Source organism: Pseudomonas sp. UW4, from assembly GCF_000316175.1.
Classification (GTDB): Bacteria; Pseudomonadota; Gammaproteobacteria; order Pseudomonadales; family Pseudomonadaceae; genus Aquipseudomonas; species Aquipseudomonas laurylsulfatiphila.
Genome location: NC_019670.1, coordinates 1,443,719 through 1,464,871, shown reverse-complemented (window position 1 = coordinate 1,464,871; position 21,153 = coordinate 1,443,719). Strand labels below are relative to the sequence as shown.

Annotated in this window: 26 protein-coding genes and 2 pseudogenes; 8 read left to right on the top strand and 20 right to left on the bottom strand. The window is 58.3% G+C overall.

The window, feature by feature from the left end:
* The first annotated feature begins 138 nt into the window (after positions 1 to 138).
* The gene (locus PPUTUW4_RS06400) at positions 139 to 1,161 is read left to right on the top strand and encodes an IS110 family transposase (protein WP_015093890.1); all 1,023 of its coding nucleotides are present in this window, start codon (positions 139 to 141) and stop codon (positions 1,159 to 1,161) included.
* Positions 1,162 to 1,700: 539 nt separating this feature from the next.
* Positions 1,701 to 3,221 carry a Fic family protein gene (locus PPUTUW4_RS06395; RefSeq protein WP_015093889.1) on the top strand — a complete coding sequence of 507 codons (1,521 nt, stop codon included), beginning with the start codon at positions 1,701 to 1,703 and terminating at the stop codon, positions 3,219 to 3,221.
* 373 nt (positions 3,222 to 3,594) lie between these two features.
* Here the strand turns inward: PPUTUW4_RS06395 and PPUTUW4_RS30475 are convergent, their stop codons facing one another.
* Entirely contained in the window at positions 3,595 to 3,768 is a 174-nt protein-coding gene (locus tag PPUTUW4_RS30475) for a hypothetical protein (protein ID WP_265102324.1), read from the bottom strand.
* Between the two features lie 36 nt (positions 3,769 to 3,804).
* Positions 3,805 to 3,888, bottom strand: a pseudogene (locus tag PPUTUW4_RS30470) (zeta toxin family protein); the annotation flags it as partial.
* Here PPUTUW4_RS30470 and PPUTUW4_RS06385 point away from each other — a divergent pair.
* Positions 3,888 to 4,496: pseudogene (locus tag PPUTUW4_RS06385) on the top strand (class I SAM-dependent methyltransferase); the annotation flags it as partial. The pseudogenes PPUTUW4_RS30470 and PPUTUW4_RS06385 overlap by 1 nt on opposite strands.
* A 408-nt stretch (positions 4,497 to 4,904) precedes the next feature.
* Here the strand turns inward: PPUTUW4_RS06385 and tam are convergent.
* From tam to PPUTUW4_RS28940, 6 genes are all read right to left on the bottom strand, one after another.
* Entirely contained in the window at positions 4,905 to 5,675 is a 771-nt protein-coding gene (gene tam, locus PPUTUW4_RS06380) for a trans-aconitate 2-methyltransferase (protein WP_015093888.1), read from the bottom strand.
* Positions 5,676 to 5,879: 204 nt separating this feature from the next.
* A complete protein-coding gene (locus PPUTUW4_RS06375) occupies positions 5,880 to 6,383 on the bottom strand; it encodes a DUF4142 domain-containing protein (protein WP_015093887.1) in 504 nt (167 codons plus the stop codon).
* 73 nt (positions 6,384 to 6,456) lie between these two features.
* Entirely contained in the window at positions 6,457 to 6,615 is a 159-nt protein-coding gene (locus tag PPUTUW4_RS27810; RefSeq protein ID WP_007976786.1) for a KGG domain-containing protein, read from the bottom strand.
* 118 nt (positions 6,616 to 6,733) lie between these two features.
* Positions 6,734 to 8,080 (bottom strand): GGDEF domain-containing protein, encoded by a 1,347-nt coding sequence (locus PPUTUW4_RS06370; RefSeq protein WP_015093886.1) that lies wholly within the window; start codon positions 8,078 to 8,080, stop codon positions 6,734 to 6,736.
* Between the two features lie 71 nt (positions 8,081 to 8,151).
* Entirely contained in the window at positions 8,152 to 8,790 is a 639-nt protein-coding gene (locus tag PPUTUW4_RS06365) for a LysE family translocator (protein WP_015093885.1), read from the bottom strand.
* A 64-nt stretch (positions 8,791 to 8,854) separates the two neighbouring features.
* Positions 8,855 to 9,034 carry a hypothetical protein gene (locus tag PPUTUW4_RS28940; RefSeq protein ID WP_144443068.1) on the bottom strand — a complete coding sequence of 60 codons (180 nt, stop codon included), beginning with the start codon at positions 9,032 to 9,034 and terminating at the stop codon, positions 8,855 to 8,857.
* On the opposite strand from PPUTUW4_RS28940, the gene PPUTUW4_RS06360 reads away from it, so the two are divergent.
* A complete protein-coding gene (locus tag PPUTUW4_RS06360) occupies positions 9,034 to 10,053 on the top strand; it encodes a DUF4917 family protein (protein ID WP_015093884.1) in 1,020 nt (339 codons plus the stop codon). The genes PPUTUW4_RS28940 and PPUTUW4_RS06360 overlap by 1 nt on opposite strands.
* Positions 10,054 to 10,148: 95 nt before the next feature.
* Here the strand turns inward: PPUTUW4_RS06360 and PPUTUW4_RS06355 are convergent, their stop codons facing one another.
* On the bottom strand, positions 10,149 to 10,691 hold the full coding sequence (locus tag PPUTUW4_RS06355) for an XRE family transcriptional regulator (RefSeq protein ID WP_015093883.1): 543 nt from the start codon (positions 10,689 to 10,691) through the stop codon (positions 10,149 to 10,151).
* Between the two features lie 159 nt (positions 10,692 to 10,850).
* On the opposite strand from PPUTUW4_RS06355, the gene PPUTUW4_RS06350 reads away from it, so the two are divergent.
* Positions 10,851 to 11,633, top strand: a complete 783-nt coding sequence (locus PPUTUW4_RS06350; protein WP_015093882.1) for an aldolase — start codon at positions 10,851 to 10,853, stop codon at positions 11,631 to 11,633.
* Positions 11,634 to 11,662: 29 nt separating this feature from the next.
* On the top strand, positions 11,663 to 12,550 hold the full coding sequence (locus PPUTUW4_RS06345) for a dihydrodipicolinate synthase family protein (RefSeq protein WP_015093881.1): 888 nt from the start codon (positions 11,663 to 11,665) through the stop codon (positions 12,548 to 12,550).
* Between the two features lie 139 nt (positions 12,551 to 12,689).
* Here the strand turns inward: PPUTUW4_RS06345 and PPUTUW4_RS06340 are convergent, their stop codons facing one another.
* The 3 genes from PPUTUW4_RS06340 to PPUTUW4_RS06330 form a co-directional block, all read right to left on the bottom strand.
* Entirely contained in the window at positions 12,690 to 13,034 is a 345-nt protein-coding gene (locus PPUTUW4_RS06340) for a YegP family protein (RefSeq protein ID WP_015093880.1), read from the bottom strand.
* A gap of 164 nt (positions 13,035 to 13,198) precedes the next feature.
* Positions 13,199 to 13,504 (bottom strand): ribbon-helix-helix domain-containing protein, encoded by a 306-nt coding sequence (locus PPUTUW4_RS06335; RefSeq protein WP_015093879.1) that lies wholly within the window; start codon positions 13,502 to 13,504, stop codon positions 13,199 to 13,201.
* A gap of 14 nt (positions 13,505 to 13,518) precedes the next feature.
* Complete coding sequence (locus PPUTUW4_RS06330) at positions 13,519 to 14,100, bottom strand: DJ-1/PfpI family protein (protein WP_015093878.1); 582 nt, start codon at positions 14,098 to 14,100, stop codon at positions 13,519 to 13,521.
* A 295-nt stretch (positions 14,101 to 14,395) separates the two neighbouring features.
* On the opposite strand from PPUTUW4_RS06330, the gene PPUTUW4_RS06325 reads away from it, so the two are divergent.
* A complete protein-coding gene (locus tag PPUTUW4_RS06325; protein WP_015093877.1) occupies positions 14,396 to 15,370 on the top strand; it encodes a DMT family transporter in 975 nt (324 codons plus the stop codon).
* On the opposite strand, the gene PPUTUW4_RS06320 is transcribed toward PPUTUW4_RS06325, so the two are convergent.
* The 3 genes from PPUTUW4_RS06320 to PPUTUW4_RS06310 form a co-directional block, all read right to left on the bottom strand.
* A complete protein-coding gene (locus PPUTUW4_RS06320) occupies positions 15,361 to 16,575 on the bottom strand; it encodes an SAM-dependent methyltransferase (RefSeq protein ID WP_015093876.1) in 1,215 nt (404 codons plus the stop codon). The two genes, PPUTUW4_RS06325 and PPUTUW4_RS06320, sit on opposite strands and share 10 nt — an antisense overlap.
* Positions 16,576 to 16,706: 131 nt before the next feature.
* Complete coding sequence (locus tag PPUTUW4_RS06315) at positions 16,707 to 17,069, bottom strand: hypothetical protein (RefSeq protein ID WP_015093875.1); 363 nt, start codon at positions 17,067 to 17,069, stop codon at positions 16,707 to 16,709.
* A 2-nt stretch (positions 17,070 to 17,071) separates the two neighbouring features.
* Entirely contained in the window at positions 17,072 to 17,350 is a 279-nt protein-coding gene (locus PPUTUW4_RS06310) for an ogr/Delta-like zinc finger family protein (protein WP_015093874.1), read from the bottom strand.
* Positions 17,351 to 17,649: 299 nt separating this feature from the next.
* On the opposite strand from PPUTUW4_RS06310, the gene PPUTUW4_RS27805 reads away from it, so the two are divergent.
* On the top strand, positions 17,650 to 18,075 hold the full coding sequence (locus PPUTUW4_RS27805) for a helix-turn-helix domain-containing protein (protein ID WP_144443067.1): 426 nt from the start codon (positions 17,650 to 17,652) through the stop codon (positions 18,073 to 18,075).
* Between the two features lie 68 nt (positions 18,076 to 18,143).
* Here PPUTUW4_RS27805 and PPUTUW4_RS06300 read toward each other — a convergent pair whose 3' ends face one another.
* The 5 genes from PPUTUW4_RS06300 to PPUTUW4_RS06280 all read right to left on the bottom strand — a co-directional run bounded on the left by PPUTUW4_RS06300 (position 18,144) and on the right by PPUTUW4_RS06280 (position 20,961).
* On the bottom strand, positions 18,144 to 18,500 hold the full coding sequence (locus tag PPUTUW4_RS06300; RefSeq protein ID WP_015093872.1) for a putative holin: 357 nt from the start codon (positions 18,498 to 18,500) through the stop codon (positions 18,144 to 18,146).
* On the bottom strand, positions 18,487 to 18,789 hold the full coding sequence (locus tag PPUTUW4_RS06295; RefSeq protein ID WP_015093871.1) for a helix-turn-helix domain-containing protein: 303 nt from the start codon (positions 18,787 to 18,789) through the stop codon (positions 18,487 to 18,489). The genes PPUTUW4_RS06300 and PPUTUW4_RS06295 overlap by 14 nt, the downstream gene beginning before the upstream one ends.
* Before the next feature lie 129 nt (positions 18,790 to 18,918).
* Positions 18,919 to 19,536 (bottom strand): TPM domain-containing protein, encoded by a 618-nt coding sequence (locus tag PPUTUW4_RS06290; protein WP_015093870.1) that lies wholly within the window; start codon positions 19,534 to 19,536, stop codon positions 18,919 to 18,921.
* 28 nt (positions 19,537 to 19,564) lie between these two features.
* Positions 19,565 to 20,320: a TPM domain-containing protein gene (locus PPUTUW4_RS06285; protein WP_015093869.1), complete on the bottom strand. Its 756-nt coding sequence runs from the start codon at positions 20,318 to 20,320 to the stop codon at positions 19,565 to 19,567.
* A gap of 35 nt (positions 20,321 to 20,355) precedes the next feature.
* Positions 20,356 to 20,961 (bottom strand): LemA family protein, encoded by a 606-nt coding sequence (locus tag PPUTUW4_RS06280; RefSeq protein ID WP_007976733.1) that lies wholly within the window; start codon positions 20,959 to 20,961, stop codon positions 20,356 to 20,358.
* Positions 20,962 to 21,153 lie beyond the last annotated feature (192 nt).

Sequence of the window (21,153 nt, the reverse complement as noted above, 5' to 3'; positions counted from 1 at the left end):
CAGGGTGGTTTTGACGGGGGATGCAGAGACAGAAAAACCGGTCTTGATGGCCGGTTTAATGAGATGGTCAGCCTGACCGAGAAGCCCTGCAGGTTTACGCTTGCAGGGCTTTTCTCGTTTTCGGCCGGAGGATCTCTCATGAACACGATGACGCTTCTCGGTATCGACATCGGCAAACACAGTTTCCACTTGCATGGCCAGGACTCTAAAGGCCACCAGGTCTTGCGCAAAAAAACCAACCGCGGCCAATTGCTCAGTACATTGGCCCAGCTACCGGCCTGCACGGTGGTGATGGAGTCGTGCGGCGGCGCCCACTGGCTGGCTCGACAGATCGGTGCGTTGGGCCACGAGGTGAAGCTGATCGCCCCGCAGTACGTCAAACCATTCGTCAAAGGCAACAAAAACGACTTCATTGATGCCGAAGCGATTTGCGAGGCGGCGAGCCGCCCCGCCATGCGCTTCTGCTCGATCAAAACCGCAGAGCAGCAAACGCTTTCAGCCCTGCATCGGGTCCGTGAATCATTGATTGGCCATCGCACAGTGGCGACCAACCAGATTCATGGCTTTCTGCTGGAGTTCGGGATCAGCCTGCCTATTGGAGTCACTGCGTTGCACCGCGTGCCAGCGCTGCTGGACGATCCACAACACCCCGTTCCAGTACGCCTGAAGGGTGTGGTGATGCGTCTTCATCGTCAAATTCAACAGCTCAATGATGAAATCAAGGACATCGAGTCCGACCTGAAACAGCAGTTGAAAGAAGATGATGCCGGGAGTCGTCTGCAGAGTATTCCAGGTATTGGTCCCATCACCGCCAGCGCGGTATTGGCCGATGTGGGCGATGCGTCGAACTATCGAAGTGGTCGTGATTTTGCCGCTTCACTAGGGCTGGTGCCGAAACAGTACTCAACGGGTGGCAAGACGGTGCTGCAGGGGATCAGCAAACGTGGCGACAAGCACATACGCCAACTGCTGGTGCAGGGCGCGCGGGCACTCATGCAACATATCGATAAGCGGGAAGATGCCCTTGGGCCTTGGGTTCGAGAACTGCTAACGCGTCGACACGCCAATGTTGTCGCCTGCGCGCTGGCGAACAAACTGGCGCGAATCGTGTGGGCGGTACTGGCCAAAGGCGGCCAGTACGCCCCACATCCGAACGTTTGAACCTACAGCTTTACCACCGGCTTTTGCGACGTCACTGACTGATGACAGTAAACGGCATATGGCCCGACTGAGAACCTGGCACAAAAATCAGCTTTAGAGGCTGACGGTTTTTTCAGGACAGTCGGGAGCGGCTACTCATCGAGGGCCGAGCGTTGTTACAGCAACGCTCACAACGAGCCCGAATACATTAGCGCAAGCCAGCTTTACCGAAAACAGCCAAAGAGGTTGCAGGAGACGGGCTGACCATACATTTTTGTGCCCGCGATTTGGGGGAACTCGCTGGTATAGGGGTTCCTTCTCATCCGAACCTTGCGCAACTTTTTTCGTTTAGAAGGCTTGCCTCGCGCCCTCCCATACGCAAAGCGCTCCTGTGCAGAAGCGACTACTATAAAAGTCCCGTTAGCGTTTTTTTCACATGATGGGGATTTGTTAGCGAATTTCGGTGACCGTTAGCCTTTTCACTCTCCGTGAAATTAACGTTTTCGTGTAAAATCAGCTTTTCGTTAGCGTTTTTATCGCCCCAGTAAAGGATTTCGTTAATGCAGGTCGGTTTAAAGGCACTCGCAAACCAGTACGACATCGTTCTGGCACAGCCACTGCGCGTCGAATCGACGATTGGCACGACACGTGTCAGTCGCGAAAGTAGCGGGCATACGCAGAATCAGTATCCCCCGAGCTACCGGCCTGCCGACGATTTCTCAGGGCATTTCGAATTCGGCCTCAAATACGAAGAAATCCATCTCGAATTCTTTGCTCGCTTGTTTGCAAAGACCGGACCCGCCCCTGTCGAAGCCTGGTGCCGACGAGAGCCTTTTGGCCAATATGCTCGCCGCACGGGGTTTCTCTACGAATGGCTGACAGGGCAAAGTCTGGATGTGCCAGACGTAACCAACGGTGGCTATGTCGATGCACTTTCTGCGCAGGACTACCTCACCCGTAGTGAAGCACCACGAGTTCGACGTTGGCGAGTCAAAAACAACCTGCCCGGTACACCCGGTTTTTGCCCTTTGGTTCGTCGTACGACGGCAGTCAAAGAGGCTCTGCAATTCGATCTCGGCGCGGCGTTGAAGGAGTTGGATCGAACCTTTGGTGCCGATATCTTGATGCGTACGGCCAGTTGGTTGACGTTCAAGGAGTCACGAGCCAGCTTTCTCATCGAAAAAGAGGCCGACCAGGCTGATCGCATCCAGCGTTTTGCGCATGTCATTGCCCAGCACTGCGGCCATATCGAAGCCCCATTGAGCAATGACAGCCTGCGTTCCCTGCAAGCCGGCATTCTGGGGCGAGATGCCATTGGGCTCGGCTTGCGGCGCTCCCCGGTATTTGTAGGTCAGGCCACAATGCGCGAGGACATCGTGCATTACATTGCCCCGCACTTTGAAGAACTTGCCCCTCTACTGGAAGGCCTCAACGAGTTCGAGGTCGCAACGCGGGGTGCCGAGTCCGTGGCACGCGCCGCAGTGCTAGCATTCGGCTTCGTGTACATCCATCCCATGCGTGACGGCAACGGCCGGATTCACCGCTTCCTGATCAACGACACCTTGATCAGGGACAAGGCAGTGCCCGACGGCGTGATCCTGCCCGTGTCAGCCACTATCACCAGTTCGATCGATTTCAGGGCAGGCTACGACCGTACGCTCGAGGTGTTTTCACGACCGTTTATGCGCCGTTACGCGGCGGCTTATCGGTTTGGCGAACTCGTGACCTATGAGGACGGAACTCCCAGCAATTTCATCTTCGATGAATACAAAGACGCAGGCTTTGCCTGGCGCTACCCAGACCTGACCGAACACGTCTTGTACACCGCTCGCGTCGTCGAGCACACGATTCGTACGGAGATGGCGGATGAAGCACGAGTTTTAATGATCTTTCAGCGAGCGCAGGAACAACTCAAAGAAGTGCTCGAGATGCCGGATCAGGATGCCAACCGGATCATCCGTTCGATCAAGGAGAACGGCTGGGTGGTGTCCGGAAAGCTGAAGAAAGGCTATCCACCACTTGAAGATGACCGAATGGCGCAACGTGTTGTGGACGCGGTGCGTTCAGCGTTTGAGAGTTGAGTGACGGGAGATATGAATACACAAAAAGGCCGGTCCGATGTGACCGGTTTTTGTGGGCGGAATTTGGGTGATACAGACCGATGTACGACCTGGTAACGATCTGACTGAACGAAGGTGGATTTTCCAGGAAGTAATATGCAAAAAAGCCCAGCATTGAGCTGGACTTTGAATTGGCGTTGTGATGAAAGATCAGCCCGTCGGGGCAGCGGCCTTAGCTGCTTTTATAGCTTCTGCTTTCTGAACGACATCACGTTGAGAGGCGTTAGCCTTGCTAATCACGCCCATCAAGATTTCTCGCCTTGCTTCGGCTGAAGTGTTAGAAAAAAATCAGTCAACGCACTGGTTTTTTTGGCCTTGGCTGTACTCATTGATTTCATGCCTCTGTTAACAGCTCAACGAGCTGAACCTGATCATAGGTCTGAGGGACCAGAGCGTCAATCGTATCGCCACTGGCGTCGAGCTCTACCCATTGACTGCCTCCATCAAAGTTTTTAATCAATAAATCGATATGGATTTGATCACCGTACAAACGTTTGAGCTCAATCACGTTCCTCCTCGCTGCGATAAACTGTCTCGCAAACTCCTGCAACGGAATATTCCTGCCCTCCGTAAGCTCTCTTGCCTGAACGAACTGCCAAGCAAGTTCTGGTCTCTGGTAAACGTACAATGCAGGGCTTGAAGGTGGTGGATCTCGGTTGCGGTTACGGCTGGTTTTGTCGTTGGGCCAGTGATCAAGGCGCTGACAGCGTGCTCGGTCTGGATGTTTCGCAAAAGATGCTGGAGCAGGCGCGCAAAACCACCGCGGCAGCAAACATCCGTTATGAGCGCGCCGACCTGGAAGCCCTCGATCTGCCCGCCGGCGGTTTCGACCAGGCCTACAGCTCCCTGGCGTTGCACTACATCAAGGACTTGCCGGGGTTGTTCGCCAATGTGCACGCGGCGCTCAAGCCCGGTTCGCAGTTCGTGTTTTCCATCGAGCACCCGATCTTCATGGCACCGCGTAATCCTGGCTGGATCATCGATGCCGAGGGCTGCAAGCGTTGGCCGGTGGACGGTTATCAGCGTGAAGGCGAGCGCGTGACCAACTGGCTGGCCGAGGGTGTGATCAAGCAGCATCGCACCATTGGCACCTTGCTCAACCTGCTGATTGCAGCGGGTTTCAGCATTCGCCATGTCAACGAATGGGGGCCGAGCGATGCCGAGGTGGCGGCGCAACCGGCGCTGGCCGAAGAGCGGGAGCGGCCGATGATGATGCTGGTCGGCGTTCAGCGCTGAGCCACGCTCGTATCTTTTGCGTATAGATCCCGGCACGCGAATAAAGAAACCGTAGCGCGGCGTTGAGCCCGGAAATAGATCCCTTATTCTCCCGGCTCACCCTTCGCCACGAGATCGACATGCACAATTCAGAGTTGGGAATCATGATCATTTCATTGATCGGGTTGTTCGGCTTTGCCTCGTTTGCTTTTGAATACTTAAGCGCCAGACGCTCGAAAAAAAAGTAGGAGCCAGCCTGCTGGCGATGGTCGTTAACGATCACGCGTGTGAACTGGATAAACGCGGCGCACTCGAGTCCATCGCCGGCAAGCCGGCTCCTACAGGTATTGCGCTATCCATGTTTCCCGGGATTACATGAAGAGCCTGAAAAAGGGACGGAAGACACTGATCAACCGTCCCTTCTGTGCATCAGCGAGTCGCGACGATAAACAGTCGCGGGAACGGCAGCAGCACCGACCCATCGGCCAAGGCCGGATACGCCCGCTCGATAGCAGTTTGATATTGCTTCAGATACTGCGCCCGTTCCGCTTCGTCCAGCGGTTCGAGAAACGGCCGCAAGCCACTGCCCTTGAACCACTCCACCACGCCAGACGCGCCACCCGCCAGCGGATGGTGGTAAGTGGTGCGCCACACATCGACGCGCGAGCAACAGGCCTTGAGTATCGAGTAATAACCACTGGCATCGGCCATCTCGGTCCGCTGCCCGGCGGCGCCTGCCAGTTTGCCGGCCCAAGGACCGTCAGCGGCGACTTCACGCATCAAGCGGTGAGAAGGTTCATTGAGGTTGTCGGGCATCTGGATCGCCAGGCTGCCACCCGGTGCCAATTTACTCACCAGTGAAGGAAACAGCGCCGCGTGATCGGGCAGCCACTGCAACACGGCGTTGGCGAAAATCACATCGAAGGGGCCTGTGTCGTTCCAGGTGTCGATGTCGGCGATGTCGAACTGCACCTGCGGCAAGCGCTTGCGTGCGGCCTCGATCATGTCGGACGAACTGTCCAGGCCGCGGACCGTGGCGTTGGCAAAGCGCTCGACCAGCAACTCGGTGGAGTTACCGGGGCCACAACCGATATCGATGGCCGAACGCACATCCCCGGCGGGGATGGCCGCCAGCAGGTCTCGGGCGGGACGGGTGCGTTCATCTTCAAAAGCGACGTACTGTTTGGCGGACCAACTCATTGCGTTCTCCTGTCGGTGCGTTGTCCTCGGGTCGCTACGATACCGCGGCGAGCGCCGCCAAAGGTTTCAGAAAACTACCTTTTCACGTTTGAGCTGGAGAAACTGAGAAAGCACTACCGCAGCCTTGGCGAAGGCCTGACCATTGACCTGGACGGCACCGTCGTCCAGGAAAAAGGTCAGCAAAATCTGAACAATTGCTGATGATCAGCTTCTGGCTTGCAGGGCCTTGGCCATTTGCAGATGATTTTGCAATTTTGGCAGAGTTTCTTCGGCGAACGCCTTGATTTGCGGCACGTCGGTGGTCTGCGCTTCCTGCTGCAACCGTTCGATGGCTTGCTGCGTGGTCTTCACCTGGCTGGCCGTATAGGCCTCATCGAAGGTTGCCCCGTTCATGACTTGTGGCATCAGGGCTTTGGCCTTTTCGACGATTTCTTCGCGCGGCGCTACCGGCAAATCCAGTTGTCTGGCGATTTTCGCCAGGTGCTGGTTCGCCGTGGTGCGGTCGTTGATGACGACGATGGTGTAGTCCTTGACCTCTTTGGACTCGGACTTCTGGTGTGCCAGGCGACTGGCCTCGATGTCGGCCATGCCCTGGGCCGACGCATCGTCGATGAATTCGGCGGGGGACTGGGCGAAGACGTTGCTGGCAAACAGGCCCAGTAATGTGGCAATACTGGCATTACATAATCGGGTGGCCATCCGTTTCATGGTCGCGCCCTCCTTTTTCAAATTCAAACGGGAGCTTGCGCCCCCGCTTCTCAATCAAAACCACCTGCATCCATTACTTGGATTTCTGTCCGGGTTTGCGGCCCATGTCGGGTTTCGCAGGTTCTTTATCGACAGTCGTCGTGGTGGTTTTCCCACCCTTGCGACCGGCTTCAGACGCCTTCGTTCGATCGTTGGCGAAATTTCCCGAGTTCGAGTTTCTTGAATTAGGCATGATTCTCTTCCTCTTGGTGATAGTCGCGGCGAGCTGGCGCCCGCATAGAATCTGAATTTGCGCGTCGCAAAAGGTTTAGAAAAATGCGGGGATAGCACGACGAACGGTGTACGGACTATCAGACCATTCGCAGGTGATGCTCACGTTTGGCGCAGTACATCGCCTCGTCGGCATACCGGAATAACTGCTTCTCTTCAGTGCCGTGTTCGGGGTATCGGGCGACGCCGATGCTTGGATGGATGCTCAGGTTGTGCCCGTCCAGACGCAGGGGCCGGGCCAGGACCTGACGGATTTTTCCGACCACGATGTCGGTATCGTCTGCGGCATGAATGCGGTGCAGCAACACCACGAATTCATCGCCGCCAATGCGGGCCACGGTGTCGGTTTCCCGCACGCAGCCCTTGAGCCGGTTGGCCACCGCTTGCAGCAGCATGTCACCGACCGCATGGCCATGGGTGTCATTGACTTGCTTGAAGCGGTCGAGGTCGACGTACAACAGGGCCATGCGCCCGCCGTCCATACGGGCCAATTGCAGTGACGCCTTGAGGCGGTCGCGCAACAGTTCACGGTTGGGTAACTGGGTCAGTTGGTCGTACTGGGCCAAGTGTTGCAGGCGGGCATGCAACTGTTTGCGCTCGATGGCCGTCGCGACCTGGGCGCAGACGTACTGCAGCAATTCCTTGTCCTGCTCGGTGTAGCGCTCGCCGCCCGGAACGCTTTTGACGATCAACGCGCCGATGGTGCCGTTCTGCGAGTTCAGCGGCACACCCAGCCAGCAGGGTGCGTTCTGCCCGGTCATCAGCGCTTCGAAGCCGGCAGGCGGCGTGCACGGGTTCGGGGTCAAAAGGATCGGCTGTCCCGTGCGGATCACTTCGGTGCACACCCGCCCGGTCATGGTCCCGGGCACTTCGGGTTGTGGCTCCTGGTCATCGACGTGATAAGGGAAATTCAGCTGCGCACAGTGCTCGTCGTACAGCGCCACGGAAAAATTCAGCGCCGGCAGCCACTCGCCGATGATCATGTGGATGCGCCTGAACAACGCCAGCAGATCCTCCGCCGCGTGGGCCGCTTCGGATATCGCATACAACGCGGCCTGCCGGGATTCGGCCTGCTTGCGTTCGGTGATGTCGCGCGCCACGGCAATGCGCAACTGGTCAACTTCGGACCAACGTGCCGACCAGAGGATGTGCACCACACGGCCATCCTTGCGCAGGTAGCGGTTTTCGAAGTTGAGCTTGGGCTCGCCGCCCATGATTTCCCGGGCGGCATCGAGGGTACGCAAGCGATCTGCGGGGTGCACCATGTCGATCATCATTTGACCGATCATTTCATCGGCGCTGTAGCCGAAAATGCGCTCGCACGCCGCACTGACAAAGACGAAGCGGCCCTGCTTGTCCACCGCACAAACGGCGTCCAGCAACAAATCGATATAGCTCGCCAGTGGCGCGGAATTACGGTTTTCCATGGTTCAGCGTGGGTGTCCCGATAATGCAGCGCTCATCAATCATCCCTGCCCGGTCGTCCTTGTCATCACATTCAAGCCTTGTTCGGCATCAGCCCCGGCAACGCATGGACCAGCGCGTTGATGGCAAAGCCGATGAACATTACCCCGCACAACCGGGTGATCGCCAGTTCATGACGTTGATACAAAGTGCGCACCCGCCGAGCCCCAACGATGCCGATGAGGATAGCGTAGGCGAGCAATCCACCGACAAAGCTCAGGCCGATCAGTGCTGGCAGCATTGACCAGTTGAGCAGTTCCGCGCGGCTCGACAACAGCGCCGTGAATGTCGCCACCGCCACCGGATAAGCCTTGGGATTGGTCAGGCCGAACAGAATGCCATGCCAGAACGGCTGCCGCGCCGGACCCTGTGGCGCATCGCCATTGCTGCGCCGGGCGCGCACCGCACGCCAGCCGAGCCAGAACAGGTACAGGCCGCTGAGCACACCCAGCACGTCGAACGCGGTACTGCCGATCTCCCGCGCACCGACAATCGCGATCAACGCCGTGCTGCACCAGATCACATCGCCGAGCAAATGCCCGCACAGAAACCCCGCCCCGGCCCGTCGCCCATGGGCTGCGCCAATGCCGAACACTGCCAGCACGCCCGGTCCCGGGGTGATGCCGTAGATAAATCCCGAGGCAAGCACGGCCATTAGTAGCGATGGGGTCATGGGGCGTCCTTTTGTACTGCTGGGTAAATGGTGGCCAGTCTATATCAGGTCCCGCAACATCGACTTACAGATCGTCGAAGAACTTCATCCCCGCATCGAGACGGCGGATCAGGCTTTTTTGCAGCAACGGGTACTCGGCGAAGTCGCAGCATAACGCTCTTCGCCCGCGTCGTGCCGTGGTCGGGCAGCCGGTCGTGATAAAGTCGCCGCCCGAAGACCTTTTGCCGTGAGACGAAGACCGCAATGACCGATTTCCAGGATGTCGACGCCCAACTTGAAGACTGGAACGCCTTGCGCAGCACCGCTTCGTTCAGTGGTTTGCTGGTGGGCAACGGTGCCAGTCGCGCGGTATGGGACGATTTCGGCTACGAGTCGCTGTTCGAAAATGCCCGCACCGTTGAAGAAAAACCCCTGAGCCCGTCCGAGCTGAGCGTGTTCGACGCGATGCAGACCCGCAGTTTCGAGCAGGTACTGAGCGCGTTAAAAACCACCAGCCGGGTCAACAAGGCGCTTGCCGTCAGCTCCGCCGCCCCGCGCAATCGCTATTACGCGATCAAGGAAGCGCTGATCAACACCGTGCATGCGGTGCATATCCCGTGGCGGTTGGTGGTGCCTTCGACGCTGGCGACCATTAATCAGGAACTGGCCAGCTACCGCACGGTGTTCACCACCAATTACGACCTGATCAACTACTGGGCGGTGCAACACCGGCCCGAGGCGATCACCGATCTGTTCCAGGGTGCCGAACCCGCTTTCGACCTGAGCGACACGGCCACCGACAAAACCCGTTTGCTGTACCTGCACGGCGGTCTGCACCTGGTGCGCAACCAGGACGGCACGGCGCGCAAGCTGATGTCGACCGAGGGCACGTTGCTGGGCAACTTCGCCATCAACAACACGATCAAGACCCTCGACGACGTGCCGCTGTTCGTCAACGAAGGGCCGAGTGCGGACAAGCTCAAGACCATTCGCAGTTCGGATTATCTGTCGTTCTGCTACGAGCAATTGCTCGGTCACGGCCAGGCGCTGTGCATCTTCGGCCATGCGCTGGGGGAGCAGGACAGCCATATCATCCACGCCTTGCGCCTGGCGAAACCGCAGGTGCTGGCGATCTCGATTTACCCGCGCAGCAAGGCCTTCATCCAGCACCAGAAGCGGCATTACGCGAAGGTGTTTGAGGGGACGGGGGTTGAGTTGCGGTTTTTTGATTCCAAGAGCCATGCGTTGGGTGGCCCGAAGCTGACCGTTCCAGTCGAGGTTTAGCGGCGACTGATCTGACGCATTCGCGAGCAGGCTCGCTCCCACAGTAAAGTACATGACCCCTGTGGGAGCCTGCTCGCGAAGCTTTTAAGGTTGACTCATTCCTCGGTGCTGTGCACCACCACCAGCAACTGCGCCTGTACCTCACCCACCGAACGAATCCGGTGCGGTTTTTGCGCATTGAAGTGCAGCGCATCCCCACGATCGAGCAGCACGCGCTCGCTCATGAAGTCCACTTCCACCCGCCCCTCGTGGACGAACAGAAACTCCTCGCCCAGATGCTCCTTGAAGGTTTTGTCGGTGAACTCCGCCGGCGGGTAAATGATGAACGGCAGCAGGCTGCGTTCACTGACCTGATGGGCCAGCACCGCGTAACCCGGATTGTTGCCGCTGGCCCCCAAAGGTTGCCGCTCGTGGCTGCGCACCAGGCTGTAGCTGTCGAGGCCGGCGTTGTCTTCAGAGAACAATTCCTCGACCTTCACGTTCAGCGCCTTGGCCAGTTTCAACGCCGCCGCAATCGATGGCGTGTTCAACCCGCGCTCGACTTTCGACAGGTAACTCTTGGTCATGCCGGATTGTTCGGCCAGCGCTTCCAACGTCACGCCAAGTTTTTTTCTTAGTAATTTCAAACGGATAGACATGTGGAGCGATTTATCCATCAAGGAGGCAACGATTTGTCCTTGCCAATGACACATTGTGTCATTTAGGCTCTTTAGTGTCATTTGCGCTCACCGACGACTTTGCGAGGAACCGGTGAGCGGCAAACCCGACGTCCATTGAATCACCCAAAGGACACCGATATGGCCAAGACATTAGCACTGCCCAAAGAGCAACTGGTCAAGCACGCGCTGAGCCAAATGCAAAATACCCTGGCGGATAATACGTGGACCGCCCGGCAAAAGCTGGCCCTGACCTGCCGCATTCTGTTCGAGCACGGTCACGATTCCGGTCTTGCCGGGCAAATCACCGCCCGTGGCCCGCAGCCCGGCACTTACTACACTCAACAACTGGGCCTGGGTTTCGACGAAATCACCGCAGGCAACCTGCTGCTGGTCAACGAAGACCTGGAGGTGCTGGAAGGCCACGGCATGCCCAACCCGGCCAATCGTTTTCACAGTTGGGTATACCGCGCCCGTCCGGATGTGAACTGCATCATCCACACCCATCCGACCCACGTTGCAGCCTTGTCGATGCTGGAAGTACCGTTGCAGATTTCCCACATGGACCTCTGCCCGCTCTATGAAGACTGTGCGTTTCTCGAAGGCTGGCCAGGTGTGCCGGTGGGCAACGAGGAAGGCGAGTTGATTGCCGGGGCGTTGGGCGACAAGCGGGCGATCCTGCTTTCGCACCACGGCCAATTGTCCACCGGCAATACCATCGAGGAAGCCTGTGTCATCGCGCAACTGATCGAACGTGCCGCGAAGCTGCAATTGCTGGCGATGAGCGCCGGGACCATTAAGCCGATCATCCCCGCGCTGGGCCGTGAAGCCCATGACTGGATTGCCCGGCCGAAACGTCACGCCGCCGCTTTCAACTACTACGCCCGGCAGAGCCTGCGCCAACACGCCGATTGCCTGAACTGACCCCAGACCTTTTTGAACGGAGATACACCATGTCCACCGCCAACATTCACGGCATCATCGGCTACACCATCACCCCTTTCACCGCCCATGGCGAAGGCGTTGACCTGGACGCCCTCGGGCGCTCCATCGACCGCCTGATCGAGGGCGGCGTGCACGCTATCGCACCGCTGGGCAGCACCGGTGAAGGTGCCTACCTGAGCGACGCGGAGTGGGATCAGGTCAGCGAATTCAGTATCAAGCACGTGGCCAAACGCGTGCCGACCGTCGTCAGCGTGTCCGACCTGACCACCGCCAAAGCGGTGCGTCGCGCGCGCTTCGCCGAAGCCCATGGCGCCGATGTGGTGATGGTGCTGCCCGCGTCCTACTGGAAACTCAGTGAAGCGGAAATCCTTGCTCATTACCGCGCCATCGGCGACAGCATCGGCGTGCCGATCATGCTCTACAACAACCCGGCCACCAGCGGCACCGACATGTCGGTGGACCTGATCCTGCGCATCGTCAAGGCCGTGGAAAACGTGACCATGGTCAAGGAGAGCACCGGCGACATCCAGCGCATGCATCAACTGCAACGTCTCGGCGACGGCCAGGTGCCGTTCTACAACGGCTGCAATCCGCTGGCCCTGGAGGCCTTTGCCGCTGGCGCGAAAGGCTGGTGCACCGCTGCGCCGAACCTGATCCCGCAACTCAACCTTGATTTGTATGATGCAGTGCTGGCCAACGATTTGGTCAAGGCGCGGGAGCTGTTCTACCGCCAGTTGCCGCTGCTGGACTTCATTCTCAAGGGTGGCTTGCCGGCGACGATCAAGGCGGGTTTGCGGGCGACGGGTCTGGAGGTAGGGGATCCGCGGTTGCCGGTGTTTCCGTTGGGTGAGGCGGGGGTTAGTCAGCTTCAAGGCCTACTCGAAGCCTTACGCTGAATTCAGGTTAAACACCCCCCTGTGGGAGCGAGCTTGCTCGCGATGAGGCCATTACATTCAACACAGATGTTGACTGTCAGACCGCCATCGCGAGCAAGCTCGCTCCCACAGGGATTTGTACTGGATTTGAAAGTAGTGATCAAAGCACCGGCAGGGTCTTGTCCTTGACCACCTTGCTCGGGCCATTGGCTTTCACACTGGCGATGCCTTTCTCCATGGCGACATCGGAGGAATAGGTCTCGCTGCTGCCGATGATTTCGTGATTACCGGCCTTTAGGTTGAAATACGGATGGCCATCCTTGGTGGTTTTCTTCTCGTAGCGCTCATCCAGCGGGCTGTTGGCCTGGACCGAGGCGATGCCTTTGTCGGCGGCGGCGTGGGTGGTGTACAGCTCGCTGGTCAGAATGGTCTCGGCGTTGGCCGCCTTGAGGACGAACCTGAACTGGCCATTGCTGCTTTTGCTCACTTCATACCATCCGGACATGCTGTTTCTCCTTGGCGATTGAGAGGTTGTGCGCTTCACAGTAAAGAACAGCCAAATGTTTCTGTCGCCTGTACCGGCCCCTTCGCGAGCAAGCCCGCTCCCACAGGATCAGCGTAATCCCTGTGGGAGCGGGCTTGCCCGCGAAGGGGTCGACGCAGTTTTGACTACTTCGCCACTGCCCGCACCACCGACAACTCCGGCGCCTGCGTCCGCCGCTGGCTCAGATACCGCGTACAACTCACCCGCAGGAACGAAGCGAAATTGACCACCTCGCCGCGATAGTCCATCACCTCTTCATACAGCTTGGCGATCAACTGATTGGTGGTCATGCCGTCGACCTCGGCGATTTCGCTGAGGATGTCCCAAAACTGATTTTCCAGCCGCAGGGTGGTGACCACCCCGCAGATGCGCAGCGAGCGGGAGCGCGATTCGTAAAGAATCGGGTCGGCTTTGACGTACAGCTCGCACATGGACATGTCCCTCGTTACAGCGTGATTTTGGTACCCAGCAACCCCAGGAAACCGGCCAGCCAGTTCGGGTGCGCAGGCCAGGCCGGCGCCGTGGCCAGATTGCCCTGAACATGGCCGTCCGTCACCGGGATGTCGATATACGTACCGCCCGCCAGGCGCACTTCCGGAGCGCAGGCCGGATAAGCGCTGCATTCACGGCCTTCGAGAATACCCGCTGCCGCCAGCAACTGCGCGCCATGGCACACGGCGGCGATCGGCTTGCCGGCCTTGTCGAATGCGCGCACCAGCTCCAGGACCTTTTCGTTCAGGCGCAGATACTCCGGCGCGCGGCCGCCCGGAATCAGCACGGCGTCATAATCGGCGGCGTTGACCTTGGCGAAATCGAAGTTGAGGGCAAACAGGTGACCGGGCTTTTCACTGTAGGTCTGGTCGCCTTCAAAGTCATGGATCGCCGTGCGCACGGTCTGGCCCGCAGACTTGTCCGGGCAAACGGCGTGCACCGTGTGACCGACCATCAGCAGCGCCTGGAACGGCACCATCACCTCATAGTCTTCGACGTAATCACCAACCAGCATCAGAATTTTTTTCGCAGCCATGGGGAGGACTCCTCTGGAAGTGGGCGTGCAGGAGTATTCAAGGTAGTCCTTATCCGGCGGGCCGGGTAACAACCGGCTACTACCTGATGGACCGCGTTATCGTTCTTCGCGAGCAAGCCCGCTCCCACAGGGGGAACGCATTCCAATGTGGGAGCGGCGGTGCGGCGATCCGACTTGCTCGCGAAGAGGCCCGCAAACTGTACGGATAAGTCTGTGCCTAGCTGTAACAGCGGACAACCCATGGTTTATGGCTATATGGAGCCTTACCTCATCACCCAAAATTCTGGTTGCCATCATGTCCTCGCGCGAAAACACCGGCATGGCCCTGGGCCTGCTCGGCGTTGTGATCTTCAGCCTCACCCTGCCCTTCACGCGGATCGTCGTGCAGGAACTCCACCCGCTGCTCAACGGCCTGGGCCGGGCACTGTTTGCGGCGGTTCCGGCGGCGTTGCTGTTGCTGTGGCACCGGGAAAAGTGGCCGACCTGGAAACAGGTCAAAGGCCTGACGCTGGTGATGGCCGGGGTGATTCTCGGTTTCCCGGTGTTGTCGGCCTGGGCCATGCAAACCTTGCCGGCGTCCCACGGCGCTCTGGTCAATGGTTTGCAGCCGCTGTGCGTGGCGCTGTACGCCGCGTGGCTATCACATGAACGGCCTTCGAAAGCGTTCTGGGCCTGCGCCGCATTGGGCAGTGCGCTGGTACTCGGTTATGCGCTGATCAGCGGTGCCGGCAGCATTCAGGCCGGTGACCTGCTGATGCTTGGCGCCATTGCCGTGGGCGGACTGGGCTACGCCGAGGGAGGCCGACTAGCCAGGGAGATGGGTGGCTGGCAGGTGATCTGCTGGGCGCTGGTACTGTCGACGCCGCTGCTGATCGGCCCGGTGGTGTATCTGGCGCTGCAACACCAGGGCGGGATTTCCGCCAGGACCTGGTGGGCCTTCGGTTATGTCTCGCTGTTTTCGCAGTTCATCGGCTTCTTCGCCTGGTACGCCGGGCTGGCCATGGGCGGCATTGCCCGGGTCAGCCAGATTCAGTTGTTGCAGATATTCTTCACCATCGCCTTCTCGGCGCTGTTCTTCGGTGAACATGTGGAGCCGATCACCTGGCTGTTTGCCGGTGGGGTCATTGTGACGGTGATGCTGGGGCGCAAGACCGCAATCAAACCCAGTGTGGGAGCGGGCTTGCTCGCGAATACCGCTCCACATTCAACACCAATATCGACTGACCCAACGCCTTCGCGAGCAAGCCCGCTCCCACAGAATCAGAGGTAGCCGTCAGCGCGCAGCAACGTTTCCAGACAATGCTCGCTGATGTGGTAGAAATCCTTCAGCTCCTGAATCTTCGCCAATAGCTGGGCCGGTTCCACCGGTTCGGCGCGCTTGACCGCCAGGATCATCTTGTTCTTGTTGGTGTGGTCCAGCGAGATGAACTCGAACACCTTGGTCTCGTAGCCGCAGGCCTCAAGGAACAACGCGCGCAAACTGTCGGTGACCATCTCCGCCTGCTGGCCCAGGTGCAAGCCGTATTGCAGCATCGGCTTGAGCAGCGCCGGGCTCTGGATTTGCAGGCGGATCTGTTTGTGGCAGCAAGGCGAGCACATGATGATCGACGCGCCGGAACGGATACCGGTGTGGATCGCATAGTCGGTGGCGATATCGCAGGCATGCAGGGCGATCATCACGTCCAGCTCGCTCGGTGCCACGCTGCGTACGTCACCGCACTTGAACACCAGGCCGGGGTGCTCAAGCCTGGCGGCCGCGGTGTTGCACAGGGTGACCATGTCTTCACGCAGCTCGACACCGGTCACCTCGCCTTCGGCCTTCAAGGTGTTGCGCAGGTAATCGTGGATGGCGAAGGTCAGGTAACCCTTGCCCGAACCGAAGTCCGCCACACGCACCGGTTTGTCCAGGGCCAGGGGTGACGAGGTCAGTGCATGGCTGAACACTTCGATGAACTTGTTGATCTGCTTCCACTTGCGCGACATCGCCGGGATCAGTTCATGCTGCTTGTTGGTCACCCCCAGGTCGGCGAGAAACGGCCGGCTCAGGTCAAGAAAACGGTTTTTTTCACGGTTGTGCTCGGCCGATGGCACTTCGCGCAATTGTTGAGGTTTGCTCTTGAACAGCGATGACTTGCCCTTTTTGCTGTATTCGAGCTGGGCTTCGTCGGTCAACGACAACAAATGCGCATTTTTGAACGACGCCGGCAGCAACCCGGCAATGCTCGCCACGCCTTCGGCCAGCGGCAGGTTCTTGGTGATATCGCGGGTCTTGTAGCGATAGACGAAAGACAGGCAAGGCTGCGCCTTGACCGTCACCGGCTTGATGATGATCCGCTGCAGGTCCGTTTCATCGCCCGCGTACTTGGCCAGCACCAGTTTGATGAACGCATTGTGCTCGAGGCTGGCTTGCAGCAGTTCGATGAACTGGGCGTGATGATCCGGCGCGAGGCTGGCGGGAGTGGCAGTGACGGACATGGAAAAACGGCCTCAGGCGATGCAAATCGGAGAATGCCGGTATTTTAAGGGGGACGAGGACTTTGGGCACGGGGTTATTTTGTGGCAGGTCCCAGTCACGCAGCCCAGGACCTCGATACAAGCGTTGAACCTCAGGGTTCCACCAGACGAAGCTTGCGATTGTTCGGTGAATTAATGATGTGTTTGACGATCAGTCCCACTGGCACTGCCCAGGTCAGGCCATTGGCAGGGTCGGTCACCACGGCGACCGTTTCGGAACTTGCATCGATGTCCAGGCGCCGACGATCATTGCACGACTTGAGTAAGCCATAGGCACGGCTTACCAGCCTTTCGGCCAGGAACATCGGTACATCCATACTCTGCAGATGCTTCACCGCGCGACAGAACAGGACTTGATCATCGATCCCCCCTTCACTTTCATGACGCCCCAGAAACGCCTGGGCAATAGCCAATAACTCCTCATTCAGACCTGCATTTTCATCGGTAACCTTCATGCTCAAGTCTCCTGTGGCGCTTCTGACGTGTCAGGACCGACGGCAACAGGCCGGGAGGCACGACGCAAATCGGGTCCGGCGCAAGGCAGGCGTACGGCCGGATTGGGCATGCCACTGGGCGAAAGCTCATGGGTCATTTCAAATTCGGCACGCACGGACCAACCGCAAGCTTCCGACGTGCATTGCAGATACGCCACCCGCAGGAAAATATGCCGGCCTTCGCTGGTGCGGATGCGCATCCGGCTCAAGCAGTGCGGGCACACCATTTTATAAGTACTCATGCTTGAATCCCGAGGGTCATTGGGTGGCAATCAACCTGATCAAACGCAATACTGCTTGAGGCGTTCATCGCGGCACTCCGGGCTTGCGAACAGTGTCTGCCAGGCATAAGGAACTGCATCGGGCAGACGCGTAATGGGGTCGAGCCATGCTCGTAGGAAATCCCCCTGATACCATTAGGAAGTTTCGACATCGTATTCTTCTGACTCATCTTTGATGATTGATTACTTACAAGAAAAAAGTACTCATTACGCATAAATTAGGCACTCAAAAAGCATATGTCAAAAGGAAGCGGCTCAAATTGCGTAGCAAAAAATCACAAGCTGTTCTGGCTCGTCTAAAGCAAGTTACCGGTACAAAAACCGATGCTTCTTTATCTTCCGCGCTACAGATCAGCCCGCAAACCCTTAGTAGCTGGCGAGGCCGTGACAGCACACCTTACTCATTATGCGTAGAAATCGCGCAAACCCGGGGAATATCCCTTGACTGGCTGTTGCTGGGCGAAGGGCCGATTTTGAGACAAACAATTACTGATTCTTCGGAGAGTGGTCAGGAAAACACCACACGGGAAAACACCATTCTCGCGCTCTGGCGGTTGCTCGACGAAAACGATCGCTGCGCCATACAAAACGCACTCGAGGAAAAGCAACGACTGCGTGATATGGAACTCAGGCTTTCCGAAATGGCCACCATCCTGGCAACACTCAAACCTTCGAATGAAACCTGATGAACTGTGTCATCCGAAGTTGCATGGCTTCCCGTTCCGGATATCAAGACAACCCCATTCACGGACCATCATCTTCGTCCTCTCAGGTGTCGAATGATTTCGCCGATACCGGCACCATCGACCCATTGCATGAGCTTGATGCTGATGGGAATAACGATCAGCGCACAAAGAAAGGCCGTTACACCTTCTGTCAGAAATGGCGCCAGCGGATGTGCGACAGGCGTAAAGAGGTAACCGACACCCGCAGACAGCAACCAGGAACCGATGCGCTGCCAGGCCTTGAAGCTGGTGCGAGTGGTGGTGACCAGCCACGCGCCGAGCATCGCACCGAACAGTACCTCGCCATTGACCACTGGCAGCGTTGCAATCCCCATTCCCAACATGAGCCCATTGATGCCGTTGTATGCCGAATCAGTCAGGCTCATGCGCACCTCGCGCAACGACCGAATCCACCTGGATCGCTCCCGACTCGATCGCCCTGAGCAATGCGCAAGTGCGGGAGCTGACGTCGAACTTTCGGCGAATATTGGCGAAGTGAAAATTGACGGTAGATTCCGTGCAATTCTCGATCCTGGCGATTTCCCAGGAAGTTTTGCCCTTGAAACACCACATCAGGACTTGCGTTTCTTTCGCCGTCAGTTTCGCCTTGGGCTTGTTTTCCCCAGCGCCATTGGCTGCACGTGCCAAAGAGTCAATCGATTGTCGGGTTGCCATAAGAATCCCTCTTCGCGGGAACGCCCGTCGCTGGGCGTCCACTGTTGGAGAGAAATACTGACGACAAGGCTGAACCCGGACAATTGACGGGAGTTGTAGCGGCAAGCGCTACACAACGCCAGGGAGGACTTAGCCGAGTACCACCAAGCGGTTCGGCAGCTCATTGCGCACGTGGGTCACGGGCACATGCACCTTGAGCAGCTCGCCGCAGGCTTCGACGCAGCTGACAAAACCTTGCAACGTCTGCCCCTGCTTCACCTGTTGGGTGAAGGTGGCGACGATGGCATCCCAGTTCTTGTTGTCCAGCCGACTGGAAATGCCTTCATCCACCAGAATCTCCACATAACGCTCGGCTTCGGAGACGAAAATCAGAACACCGGTGCTGCCTTCGGTGTGGTGCAGGTTCTGCTCCAGGAACTGCCGGCGCGCCAGGTTCGAGGCGCGCCAGTGGCGCACCGAGCGCGGGACCAGATGGGTAGTGACTTTCGGCAGACGGAACACCAGGCACAGGACGATGAAGATGGCCCATTGCACCAGCAGCAGGCTGTGCAGGGTCAGCCAACCGCTGAGGTAATGCACGATGCCCGGCACCAGCAGCGCCAGCAGGCTGGCCCACAGCAACGGGATGTACGCATAGTCGTCGGCGCGGGCCGCGAGCACGGTCACCAGTTCTGCGTCGGTGTCGCGCTCGACCCGGGCGATTGCCTCGGCGACTTTGCGTTGTTCGTGTTCAGTCAGTAATGCCATGTCGTGAATTGCCTGCTCATTTTTATTATCACCAGCCGCCGGACGAACCGCCGCCGCCGAAACTGCCTCCGCCGCCGCTGAAGCCTCCGCCTCCACCGCCGCCGCCAAATCCACCACCGCCAAAACCGCCCCCGGATCCTCCGGAGCCGCCCCGGCCGGCGGGAAGGATACCGAGCATCTGACACACAAAAACAGTCAGGATGAACAGCATCACCAAAAACACCAACAAGCCGGGATGTCGCGAGACGAAATCGTCCCCTGGATCGCCTCTGGACTCATACGCCGTGGAGGGTTCGTCCAAGGGGTTGCCGCCCAGCACCACCAGCATCGCCGCCACTCCGTCGCTGATGCCTTTACTGAAGTTGCCGGTCTTGAACGCCGGGGTGATGACCTGGTTGATGATCACTGAACTCTGGGCGTCGGTCAGGCGATCCTCCAGGCCATATCCGACTTCGATACGCAACCTGCGCTCGTTTCGGGCGATGATCAGCAGGGCGCCGTTGTTCTTGTCCTTCTGCCCGATCCCCCAGTGGCGGCCGAGCTGGTAACCGAAATCGGCGATGTCGGTGCCCTGCAAGTCCGGCAACGTCACGACCACAAGCTGCTCGCCGGTGGCCTGTTCATGGGCCTGAAGCTGTTGGCTGAGCTGCTCGCGCACCGCTGGTTCGATCATCTGCGCGTTGTCGACCACCCGCCCGGTCAGCGCCGGAAAACTCAGTTCGGCCCGAGCCGTGATCGCCACCATCCACAACAACAGCATCAGGCCCGTTTTCAACACGCGCATTGGCTACCTCTTCCGTAGTGACGCACAAGCTGTACTCAGAACTTGACCTCAGGGGCCTTTTCCGAACCCGGCGTGGCTTCGAAGGTTTCACGCACCGGCAGGTCGCTGTACATCACCGTGTGCCACAGGCGACCAGGGAAGGTGCGGATCTCGGTGTTGTATTTCTGCACCGCGAGGATGAAATCGCGCCGGGCCACGCTGATGCGGTTCTCGGTGCCTTCGAGCTGCGATTGCAGGGCGAGGAAGTTCTGGTTGGCCTTGAGGTCCGGATAACGCTCGGAGACCACCATCAAACGACTCAAGGCACCACTGAGCTGATCCTGGGCCTGTTGGTACTGCTTGAGCTTTTCCGGGTTGTCGAGGGTCGAGGCATCCACCTGGATCGACGTGGCCTTGGCCCGCGCCTCAATCACCGCGGTCAGTGTCTCTTCTTCATGTTTTGCGTAGCCCTTGACCGTTTCCACCAGGTTGGGAATCAGATCGGCGCGCCGCTGATACTGGTTCTGCACCTGGCCCCAGGCGGCCTTGGCCTGTTCGTCGAGGGTCGGGATATTGTTGATGCCGCAGGCGGTCAGCAACGTGGCCAGCATCAGCAGCGTGACTACCTGCAAACGCGAGCGGTAGGTTGGACTTGCATTCATCAGGATGTCGCTCCCTTGTACATTCATGAAAAAACCGACCGTGAAACCTTCTAGGCCGGCTCTTGGGGCATAATCGCCCGCGCCTCTGGATTGCAACGGGCTGATGGGCTAAAAAGAGGCCCTGCGTGAAAACGCATCCGCCACCTGGCTGTCGTTTTTTGGCTCTGTTTTTTTGAGCCAGCACCCGAACAA